Raw genomic sequence first — 16,483 nt, forward strand, 5'->3', positions numbered from 1 at the left:
CCGCCGCTCGGTCATGCCTGGCATGGCACGGATCACGCGATCCGCACCCCACACGCCCCCTCCGCACTCACCCCCTACCCGCCCCGCACCGCCCCGAACGGATGCCCACCGATTGCCGCGCCGGACCCCCCGGCGGACGATCGAGCCATGTTCAGCGGCGCGCATGTGATCCTCTACTCCCGGGACGCGGAGGCCGACCGGGCCTTCCTCAAGGACGTCGTCGGCTTCGAGCACGTGGACGCCGGGCAGGGCTGGCTCATCTTCAAGCTGCCCCCCGCCGAGATCGCGGTGCACCCGACGACGCACGAGCCGCGGTCCGAGGTGTACCTCATGTGCGACGACCTCACCCAGACGCTGACAAGCCTGGACAAGAAGGGCGTCACGATCTCACGGGCCATCACCGAGGAGCGCTGGGGCCTGCTTGCCGCCGTCCGGCTGCCGAGCGGCACCGAACTCCCCCTGTACGAACCGCGCCACCCGACCGCGCTCGGTGACGCATCACCCTGATGGCCTACCCCGATGACGCGTCACATCTCATATCTGAGATAACGTGAGGCGCATGGCAGACGACTACCTCGTACGCATCGGCAAGCTCATCCGTGACGCCCGTCAGCACCGTGGCTGGACGCAGACGCAGCTCGCCGAAGCACTGGCCACGAGCCAGAGCGCCGTCAACCGGATCGAGCGCGGCAACCAGAACATCAGCCTTGAGATGATCGCCCGGATCGGCGAGGCCCTCGACAGCGAGATCGTCTCCCTCGGCTACGCCGGCCCGATGCACCTCCGGGTCGTCGGCCGCCGACGCCTCTCCGGCGCGATCGACGTCAAGACGAGCAAGAACGCCTGTGTCGCGCTGCTCTGCGCCTCGCTGCTCAACAAGGGCCGCACGGTCCTGCGCCGGGTCGCCCGCATCGAGGAGGTCTTCCGGCTCCTGGAGGTGCTGGGCTCCATCGGCGTCCGCACCCGCTGGATCAACGACGGCGTGGACCTGGAGATCGTGCCGCCGGCCGAGCTCGACATGGAGTCCATCGACGCCGAGGCGGCGATCCGGACCCGCTCCATCATCATGTTCCTCGGCCCGCTGCTGCACCGCATGGACCGCTTCAAGCTGCCGTACGCCGGCGGCTGCGACCTCGGTACGCGCACGATCGAGCCGCACATGATCGCGCTGCGCCGCTTCGGCCTGGAGGTCACGGCCACCGAGGGCATCTACCACGCCCAGGTCGAGCGCTCGGTCTCCCCCGACCGCCCGATCGTCCTGACCGAACGCGGCGACACCGTGACGGAGAACGCCCTCCTCGCGGCCGCCCGCCACGACGGCGCGACCGTCATCCGCAACGCCTCCTCCAACTACATGGTCCAGGACCTGTGCTTCTTCCTGGAGGCGCTCGGCGTCCGGGTCGACGGCATCGGCACCACCACCCTGACCGTGCACGGCGTGCCGCAGATCGACGTGGACGTCGACTACTCCCCCTCCGAGGACCCGGTCGAGGCGATGAGCCTGGTCGCGGCCGCGGTGGTGACGGAGTCGGAGCTGACGATCCGCCGGGTCCCGATCGAGTTCATGGAGATCGAGCTCGCGGTCCTGGAGGAGATGGGCCTCGACCACGACCGCTCGGCGGAGTACGCCGCGGACAACGGCCGCACCCGCCTGGTCGACCTGACGGTCCGCCCCTCCAAGCTGGAGGCGCCGATCGACAAGATCCACCCGATGCCGTTCCCGGGCCTGAACATCGACAACGTCCCCTTCTTCGCGGCGATCGCGGCGACGGCGCAGGGCAAGACGCTCATCCACGACTGGGTCTACGACAACCGCGCGATCTACCTCACCGACCTCAACCGCCTCGGCGGCCGCCTCCAGCTCCTCGACCCCCACCGCGTCCTGGTGGAGGGCCCGACCCGCTGGCGCGCCGCCGAGATGATGTGCCCGCCGGCCCTGCGCCCGGCCGTGGTCGTCCTCCTGGCGATGATGGCGGCGGAGGGCACCTCGGTCCTCCGGAACGTGTACGTCATCAACCGGGGCTACGAGGACCTGGCGGAGCGGCTGAACTCGATCGGGGCGCAGATCGAGATCTTCCGGGACATCTGAGCCGTCGTCGCAGGTCCCGCAACGTCCCACGCCCGTCCCCGGATCCGACCTCCGGGGGCGGGCGTCGTGGTGCCGATCCGGGGAAGTCGGGGTGGCGGGGTCCCCAGGGTGTCTACGATCCCCGCGTGGACTCGTACCGTTACGCCCCGCCGCCGCCCCCGCTGCCTCCTCTGCCGGTCTCGCGGCCCTGGTGGCGGCATCCCGGGGTGGTGGTCGGGGCGTTGGTCGTGCTGCCGCCCGTGGGGATCGGGCTCGCCTGGGTGAGTCCCTGGAGCCGGCCGCGGAAGGTGATCGCCACCGTGCTCGCCGTCGTCTGGACCCTTCTGCTCGTGCTGCGCGGGGGCTCGTCGGAGGCGAAGCCGACGGTGCCGGAGGACGCGCGGGCGCCGCGGTCCGCCCCCGCCGTCACGCCCTCCGCGTCGCCCTCGCCCACCGGGCCTCCCGTGCTCGTGGGGAAGAGCCTCACGGAGGCGAAGGGGGTCGCCTCCGCCGCCGGGTTCGACGTCGTGTCGCACGACGCCTCCGACCAGGACGCCGCGCAGTGGGACGCGAGCAGCTGGAAGGTGTGCTTCCAGACTTCGGCGGGGCAGCGGAACGGCGGACGGCCTTCGCTCGACCTCGGCGTCGTGCGCGCCGAGGCGCCTTGCCCCGTCGCCGACGGTGAGAAGATCCCGTGGCCGAGGATGCCCGCCGTCACCGGGATGACCTTCGCGCGGGCCGGGGAGGCCCTGAAGCCCGTCGGGTTCAGGAAGGTCGAGCCGGAGAGCGCGTACTCCGACGTGGAGCTGCCCGGGGTCGCCGACCCCTGGAAGGTCTGCTTCCAGGACCCCGAGCCCGGCCAGGAGATCGAGAACCCGCAGTACGGGACCGTCTACCTCAAGCTGGCCCCGCCCGACGCCCCCTGCCCCGATCAGCCGTACGCCCGGCTGCGTCCCGAGCCGACGCCGACGCCCGCCTCGTAGCGCGGGGTCAGCCGGCTCCGGGCATCACGCCGCCGCCCTTGAGGCGGTCGATGTCGGACTGGCGGACCTGGATCACGAACAGGGCGACCAGGGCGCCGACGACGGCGAAGACCGCCGCCGTGACGAAGCCCGCCGAGACGCCCGAGGCGAGGACCTGGTCGCCCCACGGCGGCGGCAGCTGGCCCGTCTTGGCGAACTGGGCCTTCTCCAGCGGGCCGGCCTGCGACAGGAAGGCGGGCACCTGCGTGTCCGCCTCGTTCCGGCTGGCCGTGCCGAAGACGGTCACCAGGATCGAGAGGCCGAGCGAACCGCCCACCTGCTGCATCGCGTTGAGCAGGCCGGACGCGGCGCCGGACTCCTGTGGCTCGACGTTCGACAGCGCCATGATGGTCAGCGAGACGAACATCAGGCCCATGCCCATGCCGAAGATGAGGATCGGTCCGAGGATGCTGCCCGCGTAGGTGGAGCTCACATCGGTCAGCGTCAGCCAGGACAGGCCGATCGCGGTGAGGATCGACCCCGTCACCATGAAGGGTTTCGGGCCGAATCTGGGCAGCAGGTTGGACGTGATGCCCGCGCCGACCGCGATGATCGCGCTCACCGGCAGGAAGGCGAGACCCGTCATCAGGGGGCTGAATCCCAGTACCTGCTGCACGAACAGGGTGAGGAAGAAGAACATCCCGAAGATCGCGGCCGCCAGACAGAGCATGATCACGTAGGTGCCCGAGCGGTTGCGGTCGGCGAACATGTGCAGCGGCGTGATGGGTTGCCGGGAGCGCCGTTCGATGAAGATGAACGCGGCCAGGAGGACGACCGCGGCGACGAACGAGCCGATGGTGTAGGGATCGCTCCAGCCCTCCTGCGCGGCCCGGATGAAGCCGTAGACCAGCGCCACCATGCCGAGCGTCGACGTCAGCGCGCCCGCGAGGTCGAAGTGACCGGGGTGCCGCTCGGACTCCTTGACGTGCCGGGGTGTGAGCACCGCGATCAGCACGGCGATCGGCACGTTCACGAAGAAGATCCAGCGCCAGTCGAGCCATTCGACGAGCATGCCTCCGGCCACCAGGCCGATCGCGCCGCCGCCGGCCGAGACGCCCGCGAAGACGCCGAAGGCCCGGTTGCGTTCGGGTCCTTCGTCGAACGTGGTGGTGATCAGGGAGAGCGAGGTCGGCGAGGCGATGGCGCCGCCGACGCCCTGGAGCGACCGCGCCGCGAGGAGTTGCCACTCGCTCTGCGCCAGTCCGCAGAAGAGCGAGGCGAGTCCGAAGAGCAGCACGCCGAAGATGAAGACGCGTCGCCGGCCCAGGATGTCACCGGTGCGACCGCCGAGGAGCAGCAGGCCGCCGAAGGTGAGGGTGTAGGCGTTGACGACCCAGGACAGGCTGGTCGTGGAGAAGTCCAGCGCGCTCTGGATGTGTGGGAGCGCGATGTTCACGATCGTGATGTCGAGGACGACCATCAGCTGACAGGAGGCGATCACGAAAAGGGCGATGCCCTTGCCGTCACCACCCTTCCTGGGAGCGGCCGTCTGTGCCGGTGTCGTCGGCTTGGGTGTACTCATTGGGCGCCCTCGTGCCTCGCCTGGTGAGTGAGCCGTGGGCCGGTCAGTCCACCTTTCGACACTAAGCCCGGCCCCCAGGGCCGACCAGTTGATCAAGGACCTCTCAGTCCAGGGCCGCGAAACCGTCCAGTTCCACCAGGGCCTGCTCGTCCCAGAGCCGTACGACGCCGATGACGGCCATCGCCGGATAGTCCCGCCCCGCCAACCGTCGCCAGATCCGGCCCAGTTCGTGGGCGTGCTCCCGGTACCCGGCGACATCGGTGGTGTAGACCGTGACGCGGGCCAGGTCGGCGGGGGCGCCGCCGGCGTGGCGCAGGGCGGTGAGCAGGTTCCCGAGGGCGGTGGTGAACTGCTCGGTGAGGCCCTCCCCCACGACCTTGCCCTCGCTGTCGAGGGCGGTCTGCCCGGCGAGGAACACCAGGCGGGTGCCGGTGGCGGTGACGGCGTGCGAGAAGCCGGTGGGCGGGGAGAGTTCGGCGGGGTTGTGCCGGTGCAGGCTCATGCGGTCGGCTCCTTCGTCACGGCGTGCCGCGCGTCCGCGTGCGGCACCTCGGCGGACGGCCCCTTCACCGGCTGTTCCCCGGCGGACGGCTCCTTCACCGGCTGTTCCTCGGCAGACGGCCCCTTCACCGGCCGTTCCCCGGCGGACGGCTCCTTCGTGGATCGCCGTGCCTTCGCGTACAGCTCCTTCGCGATGATCGTGCGCTGCACCTCCGTCGCGCCCTCGTAGATCCGGGGCGCGCGGACCTCGCGGTAGAGGTGTTCCAGGAGGTGGCCGCGCTGGAGCGCGAGGGCGCCGTGCAGCTGGACGGCGGCGTCGACCACGTACTGGGCGGTCTCCGTGGCGAGGAGCTTCGCCATCGCGGAGCGCCGGGGGACGTCCGGGTCGCCCTCGTCGTACGCGACGGCCGCCGCGTACACGAGGAGGCGGGCCGCCTCGGTGCGGGTGGCCATCTCGGCGACGCGGTGCGAGACGGCCTGGAGGTCGGCGAGGACGCCGCCGAAGGCGGGGCGGGCGGCGGTGTGGGCGAGGGCGGCGTCCAGGGCGGCCTGGGCCATACCGACGGCGAAGGCGCCGACGCTGGGGCGGAAGAGGTTGAGGGTGTTCATGGCGACCCGGAAGCCCTGGTCGGGCTCCCCGAGGAGGTCGTCGGGGCCGACGGGGACGCCGTCGAAGGTGAGGGTGCCGAGGGCGTGCGGGGCGAGCATGTCGAGGTGCTCCCCGCCCAGGCCCGGGCGGTCGGCGGGGACGAGGAAGGCGGTGACGCCGCGCGCTCCGACGCCCCGGGTGGTGCGGGCGAAGACGGTGGCGAAGTCGGCCTCGGGCGCGTTGGAGATCCAGCGCTTCTCGCCGTGCAGGTGCCAGCCGCCCCGGCCGTCGGGGACGGCGTCCAGGGCGAGGGCGGCGGCGTCGGAGCCGGCGTCCGGTTCGGAGAGGGCGAAGGCGGCGACGGCGCGTCCGGCGGTGGCCTCGGGGAGCCAGCGGGCGCGCTGGGCGGGGGTGCCGAAGGCGGCGACGGGGTGGGTGCCGAGGCCCTGGAGGGCGAGGGCGGTCTCGGCCTCGGTGCAGGTGCGGGCGAGGGACTCGCGCAGCAGGCAGAGGTCGAGGGCGCCGGCGCCGAAGAGGCGGGCGAGGAGTCCGAGGTCGCCGAGGGCGGCGACGAGGGGCCGGTTGACCCGGCCGGGTTCGCCCCGGTCGGCGAGGGGTTTCAGCCGTTCGGCGGCGAGCACGCCGAGCTCCTCGCACCAGGTGGTCTGTGCCGGATCGAGCGAGAATGCGGGCATGTGGGCCCTCTCCGACGCCCCCGGGCGTCTTCGTCCCTGTGCCGGCCGGCGCGGTCCGCGCGCCGGTCGACGCGGTCCCTGTGCCGTCCGGCGCGCTGACTGCGCCGGCGCCCGCCGCTCTGGGCCCGGGGCCGTCCGGGGCCGTCGGTCCGGCGCCGTCGGGCGTCCCGGTCCCCGCGTCGCGCGCCGCCGTGCTCCGGGCGCCCGTGGGCACCCTTGTCGCGAACCGTTGACTGCCGTCACCAACACGATACGCTCGTCGGGCGACGGACGACCCCACCACGACAGGGGGACGGACTCATGGAGCTGACGCCCTCGGCCCACCTCGACACGTTCTCCCGTGACGGACTGCCGCCGCCCGACCGGTGGCCCCGGCTCGTCTTCGACCTCCCCGAGCTCGACTACCCCGACCGGCTCAACTGCGGCGCCGAACTCCTCGACCGCACCCTGGAGCGGTTCGGCGCCGACCGGCCCGCCTTCCACGACGGCGAGGGCGGGATCTGGAGCTACGGGGAGCTCCGCGACCGGGTGGACCGGATCGCCCACGTCCTCACCACCGACCTGCGGGTGCGGCCCGGCAACCGGGTCCTCCTGCGCGGCCCCACCACTCCCTGGCTCGCCGCCTGCTGGCTCGCCGTGATGAAGGCCGGCGGCGTCGCCGTCACCGTCCTGGCCCAGCAGCGCGCCCCCGAGCTCGCCGTCATGGCCGGGGCGGCGCGGTGCAGCCACGCCCTGTGCGACGCCCACGTGCTCGACGAGCTCGTCGCGGCCCGGATACCCGGGCTCCGGATCACCCCCTTCGGCGGGGACTCCCCGGACGACCTGCTGGCCCTCGCCGAGCACCGGCCCGGCCGGTACGAGGCGGTGGAGACGGCCGCCGACGACGTGGCCCTGATCGCCTTCACCTCGGGCACGACCGGGCACCCCAAGGGCTGCGTCCACTTCCACCGGGACGTCCTGGCCGTCGCCGACACCTTCTCCGCGCACGTCCTGCGCCCGCTGCCCGACGACGTCTTCGCCGGCTCCCCGCCGCTCGCCTTCACCTTCGGCCTGGGCGGGCTCGTCGTCTTCCCCCTGCGGGCCGGGGCGAGCGCGGTCCTCCTGGAACAGGCGGGCCCGAAGCAGCTGCTCGCGGCGATCGAGCGGCACCGGGTGTCGGTGCTCTTCACCGCCCCGACCGCGTACCGGGTCATGCTCGACGAGCTCTCCCAGGGCACCGCCCCCGAGGTGGCCTCGCTGCGCCGCTGCGTCTCGGCCGGGGAGAACCTGCCGGAGGCGACCTGGACGGCCTGGTACGCCCGGACCGGACTGCGTCTGATCAACGGCATCGGGGCCACCGAGCTGCTGCACATCTTCATCTCCGCCGCCGACGGCGACATCCGCCCCGGCACCACGGGGCGTCCGGTGCCCGGCTGGCAGGCCAGGATCGTCGACCGCGAGGGGAACGGCGTCCCGGACGGCGAGGAGGGGCTGCTCGCCGTGCGCGGCCCGGTGGGCTGCCGCTATCTGGCCGACCCCCGCCAGCAGGAGTACGTGCGGAACGGCTGGAACGTCACGGGCGACACGTACGTCCGGGAACCGGACGGCTGGTTCCGCTACGTCTCCCGGGCCGACGACATGATCATCTCGGCCGGGTACAACATCGCGGGGCCGCAGGTCGAGGAGGTGCTCCTGGACCATCCCGACGTGGTCGAGACGGCGGTCGTGGGCCGCCCGGACGAGCTGCGCGGCCAGGTCGTCGTGGCGTACACGGTGGTACGGGACGGGGTGCCGCGCGACGCGGGCACCGCCGCCGCGCTGCGGGCCTTCGTCCGCGCCCGCATCGCCCCGTACAAGTCGCCCCGGGAGATCGTCTTCCTCGACGCGCTGCCCCGGACCGCGACGGGCAAGCTCCAGCGCTTCCGGCTGCGGGCCCCGGCACCGGGAGCCCCGGCGTGACCCGGCGGGAGGGGACGGGAGGCCCCGGCCTGGACCCGGCGGGACGGGAGGCCCCGGCCTGGACCCGGCGGGACGGGAGGCCCCGGCGGGACCGGAAGGCCGCTGCGGGACCGGACGGCCCGACAGGACACCCGGGCCACCGCCTAAAGTGATCACGTGGCCGAGCAGCACACTCCCCGATCCCTGATCGTCTCCCTCTACGGCGCGTACGGCCGTGCGCCCGACGAGTCGCCGGTGCCGGTGGCCGCGCTCGTCCGGCTGCTCGGCGTCCTCGGCGTGGACGCGCCCTCGGTGCGTTCCTCGGTGTCGCGGCTGAAGCGGCGCGGGCTGCTGCTGCCGGGCCGGACCCCGGCCGGCGCCGCCGGGTACGCCCTCTCGGCGGACGCCCTGCGGCTCCTGGACGACGGCGACCGCCGCATCTACGCCCGTACGGAGCCGAAGCTCGCCGAGGGCTGGGTCCTGGCCGTCTTCTCGGTGCCCGAGGCGGAGCGCCACAAGCGGCACCTGCTGCGGTCCCGGCTGGCCCGGCTCGGCTTCGGCACGGCGGCGCCGGGCGTCTGGATCGCGCCGGCCCGGCTGTACGAGGAGACCCGGAACACCCTGGAGCGCCTGGAGCTCTCCGCGTACGTGGACCTCTTCCGGGGCGAGCACCTGGGCTACACGGCGACGGCCGGGGCGGTGGCCCGCTGGTGGGACCTGCCGGCGATCGCCCGGCTCCACGAGGAGTTCCTCGCCGCCCACGAGCCGGTCCTGCGGGCCTGGCGGACGGCCCCGGCGGGCGCCGAGGACGCCTACCGGGACTACCTCCTCGCCCTGGACTCCTGGCGCCGGCTCCCCTACGCGGATCCGGTGCTCCCGGCGGAGCTCCTGCCGGACGACTGGCCGGGCCGCCGCTCCTCGGAGGTCTTCGCGGCCCTGCACGAGCTGCTGCGGGACCGGGGCGCGGAGTACGTCGGCCCGTTGCTCGCGGGAGACTAGGGCGTGTCGTCACACTCCCGTCGTCGCCCGGAGGGCGGCCCTGCGGCGTCTGGTGCGTGCTCTCGGTGCGCCGGGTGGAAGCACGCGTACTGGACGTACTCGGCTTTCGCCCGGTGCGGCGAGAGCGCGTGCCAGGCGTCGCGGGGCAGACGGGCGTGTGACGACACGCCCTAGGCCGCCCGGGTCCCGGGCCGGTTCCGTACGGCCAGGGCGCCGACCAGGCAGACCAGGCTCGCCGTGCCCAGGACGGCGCGGACGGTGTTCCACGCCACCCACGGGCCCTCGAACGCGGCCCGGGCGGCGGCGGGGTCCTTCGCCGCCGCGAGGGCGTCGTTGAGGGGGACGTTCACCGCCGAGGTGACGACGAGGACGGCCAGGCCGAGGACGAACCCGGCGAGGGCCCACAGGCGCGCCCGGCCCGCCCGGTGCTGCCAGGCGGCGACCGCCGCGAGGATCGGCGCGCCGAAGAACGCGGCGAAGAACACCGGGTTCTGGATCACGTCGTTGATGTCGCGCATCACCTCGACGTAGACCCGGTCGTCGCTGCGCGCCAGCGCCGGCATCACCGAGCAGACGTACGCGAACCACACCCCCGCGAGCAGTCCCGTCGCCACCGTCGCCGCGCCGAGGACCAACCCGGCGCCCTTCGTCCCGCCCCTGTTCTCTGTCATGCCCTCATTCAAGAGCAGGTGGGGGTGCGGGAGACATGGTTCCGCGTCGCACGGACATACGCGAGCGTCCACGGGATGCGCGAGCGTCCACGGCCTCCGCGTGCGTGTCAGTCGCGGCGGCCGGTGGGCGGGCGGCGGCTGCCGGCGCGGTACGGGGCGGGCCAGGGCGCGGCCGGCCCCTGGTACTCCTGCTCGGCCGCCGCGTGCAGGGTCCAGTGCGGGTCGTAGAGGTGCGGGCGGGCGAGGGCGCAGAGGTCGGCGCGGCCCGCGAGGAGCAGGGAGTTGACGTCGTCCCAGGAGGAGATGGCGCCGACGGCGATCACCGGGATCCCGAGCTCGTTGCGGATGCGGTCGGCGTAGGGGGTCTGGTACGAGCGGCCGTAGGCGGGTTCCTCGTCGGGGACGACCTGGCCGGTGGAGACGTCGATGGCGTCGGCGCCGTGGTCGGCGAAGGCGCGGGAGATGGTCACGGCGTCCCCGGCGGTCGTGCCGCCCTCGGCCCAGTCGGTGGCGGAGATGCGGACGGTCATGGGCCGGTCGGCGGGCCAGGCCTCGCGGACCGCGTCGAAGACTTCGAGGGGGTAGCGCAGCCGGGCCGCGAGGTCGCCGCCGTAGGCGTCGGTGCGGTGGTTGGTGAGCGGGGAGAGGAAGCCGGAGAGGAGGTAGCCGTGGGCGCAGTGGAGTTCGAGCAGGTCGAAGCCGCTGCGGGCGGCGCGGTGGGCGGCGGCGGTGAACTCCTTCCGTACGGCGGTGAGTCCGGCCCGGTCGAGGGCCTCGGGTATCTGGTTGACGCCACTTCGGTACGGGAGGGGCGAGGCGGCGACGAGCGGCCAGTTGCCCTCGGGGAGCGGCTGGTCGATGCCGTCCCACATGCGGCGGGTGGAGCCCTTGCGGCCGGAGTGGCCGAGCTGGACGCCGAGCGCGGTGCCGGGGGCCGAGGTGTGCACGAAGTCGGCGATCCGGGTCCAGGCGGCGGCCTGATCGTCGGTCCAGAGGCCGGTGCAGCCGGGGGTGATGCGGCCCTCGGGGCTGACGCAGACCATCTCGGTCATGACGAGTCCGGCGCCGCCGAGGGCGCGGGAGCCGAGGTGGACGAGGTGGAAGTCGCCGGGGACGCCGTCCTCGGCGACGTACAGGTCCATGGGGGAGACGACGACCCTGTTGCGCAGGGTCAGTCCGCGCAGCCGGAAGGGGGTGAACATCGGCGGGGTGCCGGGCGGGCAGCCGAAGTCCGCCTCGACGGCGGCGGTGAAGGCGGGGTCGCGCAGCCTCAGGTTGGCGTGGGTGACGCGGCGGCTGCGGGTGATCAGGTCGAAGGCGAAGCGGCGGGGCGGCCGGTCGACGTGCCCGGCGAGCTCCTCGAACCAGCGCAGGCTGGCGGCGGCGGCGCGCTGGGTGGACTCGACGACGGGGCGGCGCTCGGTCTCGTACGCGGTGAGGGCCTCGTCGAGGGCGGGGTGGGCGGCGACGGCGTCGGCGAGGGCGACGGCGTCCTCGACGGCCAGCTTCGTGCCGGAGCCGATGGAGAAGTGCGCGGTGTGGGCGGCGTCGCCGATGAGGACGGTGTTGCCGTGGGACCAGCGCGCGTTGGCGACGGTGCGGAAGGCGGTCCAGGAGGAGTGGTTCGAGCGGAGTTCGCGGCCGCCGAGCGCCTCGGCGAAGATCTTGGCGCAGCGGGCGGTGGACTCGGTCTCGTCGAGTTCGTGGAAGCCGGCGGCCCGCCAGACCTCCTCGCGCATCTCGACGATGACGGTGGAGGAGTCCGCGGAGAAGGGGTAGGCGTGCAGCTGCATCACGCCGTGTTCGGTCTCGGCGATCTCGAAGCGGAAGGCCTCGAAGGGGAAGTCGGCGGCGAGCCAGATGTAGCGGCAGCGGTGGGTGCTGATCCGGGGGCGGAAGTGCGCGGCGTGGGTGTCGCGGGTGGGGCTGTGGACGCCGTCGGCGGCCACGACCAGGTCGTGGGCGGCGGCGAGGACGGCGGCGGGCGGGGCCTCGGCGCGGAAGCGGAGCCGTACGCCGAGTCCGGTGCAGCGGGCGTGCAGGATCTCCAGGAGCCGGCGGCGGCCGAGGGCGGCGAAGCCGTGGCCGGTGGAGGTGGTGCGGTGGCCCCGGTGGACGACATCGATGTCGTCCCAGCGGACCATCTCGCGGCGGAGCTCCTCGTACACGACGGGGTCGGCGTCGCGGATGCCGCCGAGGGTCTCGTCGGAGAGCACGACGCCGAAGCCGAAGGTGTCGGAGGGCGCGCTCCGCTCCCAGACGGTGACCTCGCGGGCCGGGTCCTGCCGCTTCAGCAGCGCGGCGGCGTAGAGGCCGCCGGGGCCGCCGCCGACGACGGCGACGCTCCGGGGGCCGGTGCCCGCCGCTTCCCCGGGCGGCCGGACCCCGCGCGCCGGGCCCGGGGGCATCAGCGGCCCCGCCATTTCGGGGCGCGCTTCTCGGTGAAGGCGGCGTGGAACTCGGCGTAGTCCTCGCCGTTCATCAGCAGCGCCTGGGTGGCCGCGTCGAGTTCGACGGCGGCGGCGAGGGGCATGTCGAGCTCGGCGGTGAGCAGGGCCTTGGTCTGGGCGAGGGCGAGGGCGGGCCCGTCGGCGAGGCGGCGGGCGAGGGCGGCGGCCCGCTCCCCCGACGCGCCCTCCTCGGTGAGTTCGCTGAGGAGGCCGATGCGCTCGGCCTCGGCGGCGTGGACGGGCTCGCCGAGCATGAGGAGCCGGGTGGCGTGGCCGAGTCCGACGACCCGGGGCAGCAGATAGGCGGCGCCCATGTCGCCGCCGGAGAGGCCGACCCGGGTGAAGAGGAAGGAGAAGCGGGTGGTGGGGTCGGCGATCCGGAAGTCGGCGGCGAGCGCGAGGACGGCCCCGGCGCCGGCGGCGACGCCGTGGAGGGCGGCGACGACGGGGAAGGGGCATTCGCGCAGGGCGCGGACGACCTGGCCGGTCATCCGGTTGAAGTCGAGGAGCCGGGCGGTGTCGAGGGCGAGGGTGGCGCCGATGATCTCGTCGACGTCACCGCCCGAGCAGAAGCCGCGTCCTTCGCCGCCGAGGACGAGGGCGCGGACGGCGCGCTCGCGGGAGAGCTCGGCGAGGAGGTCGCGCAGATCGGCGTAGGCGCCGAAGGTGAGGGCGTTGAGTTTGGCCGGGCGGGCGAGGGTGACGGTGGCGACGCCCTGGTCGATCTCCAGGCGCAGGTGCTGCCAGCGTGACGTGCGGGGCGCGGAGCCGGTAAAGGGGCTCATTCGAGGGGCCTCCTTCCTCCGGATGGAGGGTATCACTCCCCTGTGACCGTCGTCACGAGTACGCGATAGAGGGAGTACGCCCGGACCCCCACAAGGTCCCGGACCCCCGATGACCGAGGTCCCCTCGGTCAGGGCGGGGGTGCCCTGGGAAAAGGATTTTGCGCCTCGTAAGGTCGAAACCAGGACGTCTCGGGATGCCCCCACCCCACCCGCCCCACGCGAACGGAGCCCGACCCCGATGCCCGATGACACCGGACCCGCGGCCGCAGGACCCGCGCTCTCCGGCCCCGGAACCGAAGCGACCGGCCCCGCCGAGTCCTGGCGCATCCGCCTGCCCCACACCACCGCCGCCGTGCCGATCGCCCGCGCCCTGATCCGCAACGCCTTCACCGACCTCGACGCCGGGGGCACCGCACTCCCCGACCGCGACACGGCGGAGCTGCTCACCGCCGAGCTCGTCGCCAACGCCGTGGAGCACACGGCGGGCGCGGGCCCCATCGAGCTGGTCGTCGCGCTGCTCGCGGCGCCCGACGGCTGCCGGATCGAGGTCCACGACTCCCGGCCCGCGGGCCCCGGCGGCCTCCCCTGCCCCGCCCCGGACGCCGAGGTCGACCCCTGGCAGGAGCACGGCCGGGGCCTGCTCCTGGTCCGCGCGCTCAGCAGCGACTGCGGCCACCGCCCCACCACGGACGGCAAGGCGGTCTGGTTCACCCTCCCCCGGATACCGCCCCAGAGACGGCACCCGGACAGCTGACGGGCGGCGGGGGCGGGGGGCCTGCACGGTCGCGGAGCCTGCACTCGGGATCACACCAGAGCCCGGTGCGAGCCTGTACGCGCGCGGTCGCGGACCGCACCGCGTACCGGCAACGCCTAGGCGGACGCGCCGCCCGCCATCGTGGCGACCAGCACCGCCTTGATCGTGTGCATCCGGTTCTCGGCCTCGTCGAAGACGACCGAGTGCGCCGACTCGAAGACCTCGTCCGAGACCTCCAGTTCGGCCAGGCCGTGGCGGGCGTGGATGTCCCGGCCGACGGCCGTGCCCAGGTCGTGGAAGGCGGGCAGGCAGTGCAGGAACTTGACGTCCGGGTTCCCGGTGGCGCGCAGCACGTTCATCGTCACGGAGTAGGGGGAGAGAGCGGCGATCCGCTCGTCCCAGACCTCCTTGGGCTCGCCCATGGAGACCCACACGTCGGTGACGACGAAGTCGGCGCCCCGGACGCCCTCGGACACGTCCTCGGTGAGGGTGACCGTGGCGCCGCTGGTCCCGGCGAGCGCGCGGGCCGCCGTGACGACCTCCTCGGCCGGCCAGTAGGCCTTGGGCGCGACGATCCGGACGTCCATGCCGAGCAGGGCGCCGGTGACCAGGTAGGAGTTGCCCATGTTGAAGCGGGCGTCGCCGAGGTAGGCGAAGGTGATCGCGTCGAGCGGCTTGTCCGTGTGCTCGGTCATGGTGAGCACGTCGGCCAGCATCTGGGTGGGGTGCCAGTCGTCCGTCAGCCCGTTGAAGACGGGCACGCCCGCGAAGGCGGCGAGCTCCTCGACGGCGGCCTGGCTGTCGCCCCGGTACTCGATGCCGTCGAACATCCGGCCGAGGACACGGGCGGTGTCCTTGACCGACTCCTTGTGGCCGATCTGGGAGCTCGCGGGGTCCAGGTACGTGGTGGAGGCGCCCTGGTCGGCGGCGGCCACCTCGAAGGCGCAGCGGGTGCGCGTCGAGGTCTTCTCGAAGATCAGGGCGATGTTCCGGCCGCGGAGCCGCTGGACCTCGGTGCCGGCCTTCTTGGCGGTCTTGAGTTCGGCGGCGAGCGCGATCAGGCCGCGGAACTCCTCGGCGGTGAAGTCCAGCTCCTTGAGGAAGTGGCGGCCGATGAGGTCTGTGGCCATGGGACGCGCTCCTGTGGTGACGGGTCGGGGGGCGACGGCGGAACTCCGACGATCGGACTTTGGAAGTGTATACGCCCTTCAACATTTCTATACAGCCCCCCGGGGTCGCGACTTCCGGACCGTCCTCAGGCGGCGTCCCGCTCCACCGGGCAGCTCATGCAGCGCGGCCCGCCCCTCCCCCGGCCCAGTTCGCTGCCGGGGATCTCGATCACCTCGATCCCCTGCTTCCGCAGATGCGTGTTCGTCGTGACGTTCCGCTCGTACGCGACGACCACCCCCGGCTCCACCGCCAGCACGTTGCACCCGTCGTCCCACTGCTCGCGCTCGGCCGCGTGCACGTCCTGGGTCGCCGTGAGCACCCGAATCTCCTGGAGCCCGAGCGCCGCCGCGATCGCGCTGTGCATCCGCTCCGGCGGATGGTCGGTCACCCGCAGGGACTGGCCCGCGTCACCCGGCTCGATCGTGTACGAGCGGAGCATGCCGAGCCCCGCGTACTGCGTGAACACGTCCTGGTCGACCATCGTCATCACCGTGTCCAGGTGCATGAACGCCCGCCGCTTCGGCATGTCCAGGGCCACGATCGTGCGCGCCGAACCGGCCGCGAACATCCCCCGGGCCAGCATCTCCACCGCCTGCGGCGTGGTCCGCTCGCTCATCCCGATCAGCACGGCGCCGTTGCCGATGACGAGGACGTCCCCGCCCTCGATCGTCGACGGATAGTCCCCCTGCCCCTCCGACCAGTGGTGGAAGGGCCCCGCCTCCGTCCCCGTGAACAGCGGATGGTGCTTGTAGATCGCCTCGAAGTGCACCGTCTCCCGCTGCCGGGCCGGCCAGCGCATCGCGTTGATGGAGACGCCGTCGTAGATCCAGGCCGAGGTGTCCCGGGTGAAGAGGTGGTTCGGCAGCGGACCCAGCAGGAAGTCGTCCAGGTCCATGGCGTGGAAGCGGACCGAGGTCGGCTCCCGGTGCGCAGCCAGGAACTCCCGCTTCGTCATCCCGCCGACCAGCGCCTCGACGAGCGCGGCGGCGTCCAGCGAGTCGAACGCCGCGCGCAGGTGGTCGGTGGCGAGCGGCCCGTACTCCTTCTCGTCGAAGACCCGGTCCAGGACCAGCGCGCGGGCCGACGGCACCTCCAGGGACTCGCGCAGCAGGTCCCCGAAGAGGTGCACCGCCACCCCCCGGTCGCGCAGCACGTCGGCGAAGCCGTCGTGCTCCTGCCGGGCCCGCCGCACCCACAGCACGTCGTCGAAGAGGAGGGCGTCCTTGTTCGTCGGGGTGAGCCGCTTCAGCTCCAGATCGGGCCGGTGCAGGATGACGCGGCGCAGCCGCCCGGTCTCGGAGTCGACATGGAATCCCATGCGCCCATCCTGACGGAGCCGG

The 16,483-nt window shown here is 73.2% G+C and carries 14 protein-coding genes; 6 read left to right on the forward strand and 8 right to left on the reverse strand.

From position 1 onward, the window contains the following. The first annotated feature begins 147 nt into the window (after positions 1-147). From ACFYXU_RS27000 to ACFYXU_RS27010, 3 genes are all read left to right on the forward strand, one after another. The gene (locus tag ACFYXU_RS27000) at positions 148-507 is read left to right on the forward strand and encodes a VOC family protein (protein ID WP_376508910.1); all 360 of its coding nucleotides are present in this window, start codon (positions 148-150) and stop codon (positions 505-507) included. 52 nt (positions 508-559) lie between these two features. Then, positions 560-2,089 (forward strand): helix-turn-helix domain-containing protein, encoded by a 1,530-nt coding sequence (locus tag ACFYXU_RS27005; protein WP_376508908.1) that lies wholly within the window; start codon positions 560-562, stop codon positions 2,087-2,089. 125 nt (positions 2,090-2,214) lie between these two features. After that, positions 2,215-3,051, forward strand: a complete 837-nt coding sequence (locus ACFYXU_RS27010) for a PASTA domain-containing protein (protein WP_389460338.1) — start codon at positions 2,215-2,217, stop codon at positions 3,049-3,051. A gap of 7 nt (positions 3,052-3,058) precedes the next feature. Here the strand turns inward: ACFYXU_RS27010 and ACFYXU_RS27015 are convergent, their stop codons facing one another. The 3 genes from ACFYXU_RS27015 to ACFYXU_RS27025 form a co-directional block, all read right to left on the reverse strand. Continuing rightward, a complete protein-coding gene (locus ACFYXU_RS27015; RefSeq protein WP_376508906.1) occupies positions 3,059-4,612 on the reverse strand; it encodes an MFS transporter in 1,554 nt (517 codons plus the stop codon). 103 nt (positions 4,613-4,715) lie between these two features. Then, the gene (locus ACFYXU_RS27020; protein ID WP_329857132.1) at positions 4,716-5,114 is read right to left on the reverse strand and encodes a RidA family protein; all 399 of its coding nucleotides are present in this window, start codon (positions 5,112-5,114) and stop codon (positions 4,716-4,718) included. Next, positions 5,111-6,397, reverse strand: a complete 1,287-nt coding sequence (locus ACFYXU_RS27025; protein WP_389460340.1) for an acyl-CoA dehydrogenase family protein — start codon at positions 6,395-6,397, stop codon at positions 5,111-5,113. Before ACFYXU_RS27025 ends, ACFYXU_RS27020 begins: the two co-directional genes overlap by 4 nt. A 300-nt stretch (positions 6,398-6,697) precedes the next feature. Here ACFYXU_RS27025 and ACFYXU_RS27030 point away from each other — a divergent pair, with 300 nt between their 5' ends. Continuing rightward, positions 6,698-8,335: an AMP-binding protein gene (locus ACFYXU_RS27030; RefSeq protein ID WP_389408515.1), complete on the forward strand. Its 1,638-nt coding sequence runs from the start codon at positions 6,698-6,700 to the stop codon at positions 8,333-8,335. A 156-nt stretch (positions 8,336-8,491) separates the two neighbouring features. Next, positions 8,492-9,313 (forward strand): PaaX family transcriptional regulator C-terminal domain-containing protein, encoded by an 822-nt coding sequence (locus tag ACFYXU_RS27035; RefSeq protein ID WP_389460342.1) that lies wholly within the window; start codon positions 8,492-8,494, stop codon positions 9,311-9,313. 170 nt (positions 9,314-9,483) lie between these two features. Here the strand turns inward: ACFYXU_RS27035 and ACFYXU_RS27040 are convergent, their stop codons facing one another. From ACFYXU_RS27040 to ACFYXU_RS27050, 3 genes are all read right to left on the reverse strand, one after another. Further along, positions 9,484-9,984 carry a DUF1772 domain-containing protein gene (locus tag ACFYXU_RS27040; protein WP_376508898.1) on the reverse strand — a complete coding sequence of 167 codons (501 nt, stop codon included), beginning with the start codon at positions 9,982-9,984 and terminating at the stop codon, positions 9,484-9,486. A gap of 107 nt (positions 9,985-10,091) precedes the next feature. After that, the gene (locus ACFYXU_RS27045) at positions 10,092-12,407 is read right to left on the reverse strand and encodes a bifunctional salicylyl-CoA 5-hydroxylase/oxidoreductase (protein ID WP_389460344.1); all 2,316 of its coding nucleotides are present in this window, start codon (positions 12,405-12,407) and stop codon (positions 10,092-10,094) included. Continuing rightward, the gene (locus ACFYXU_RS27050) at positions 12,392-13,219 is read right to left on the reverse strand and encodes an enoyl-CoA hydratase family protein (RefSeq protein WP_389408512.1); all 828 of its coding nucleotides are present in this window, start codon (positions 13,217-13,219) and stop codon (positions 12,392-12,394) included. The genes ACFYXU_RS27045 and ACFYXU_RS27050 overlap by 16 nt, the downstream gene beginning before the upstream one ends. 238 nt (positions 13,220-13,457) lie before the next feature. On the opposite strand from ACFYXU_RS27050, the gene ACFYXU_RS27055 reads away from it, so the two are divergent. Then, positions 13,458-13,973 (forward strand): ATP-binding protein, encoded by a 516-nt coding sequence (locus ACFYXU_RS27055; protein WP_389460346.1) that lies wholly within the window; start codon positions 13,458-13,460, stop codon positions 13,971-13,973. 116 nt (positions 13,974-14,089) lie between these two features. On the opposite strand, the gene argF is transcribed toward ACFYXU_RS27055, so the two are convergent. Together argF and ACFYXU_RS27065 are read right to left on the reverse strand one after the other, a co-directional pair. Continuing rightward, complete coding sequence (gene argF, locus ACFYXU_RS27060; RefSeq protein ID WP_389460349.1) at positions 14,090-15,103, reverse strand: ornithine carbamoyltransferase; 1,014 nt, start codon at positions 15,101-15,103, stop codon at positions 14,090-14,092. A 125-nt stretch (positions 15,104-15,228) separates the two neighbouring features. Further along, on the reverse strand, positions 15,229-16,461 hold the full coding sequence (locus ACFYXU_RS27065; protein ID WP_329857141.1) for an arginine deiminase: 1,233 nt from the start codon (positions 16,459-16,461) through the stop codon (positions 15,229-15,231). Positions 16,462-16,483: the final 22 nt, after the last annotated feature.

The organism is Streptomyces sp. NPDC002232 (genome assembly GCF_042890295.1).
In the GTDB taxonomy this organism is placed as follows: Bacteria; Actinomycetota; Actinomycetes; order Streptomycetales; family Streptomycetaceae; genus Streptomyces.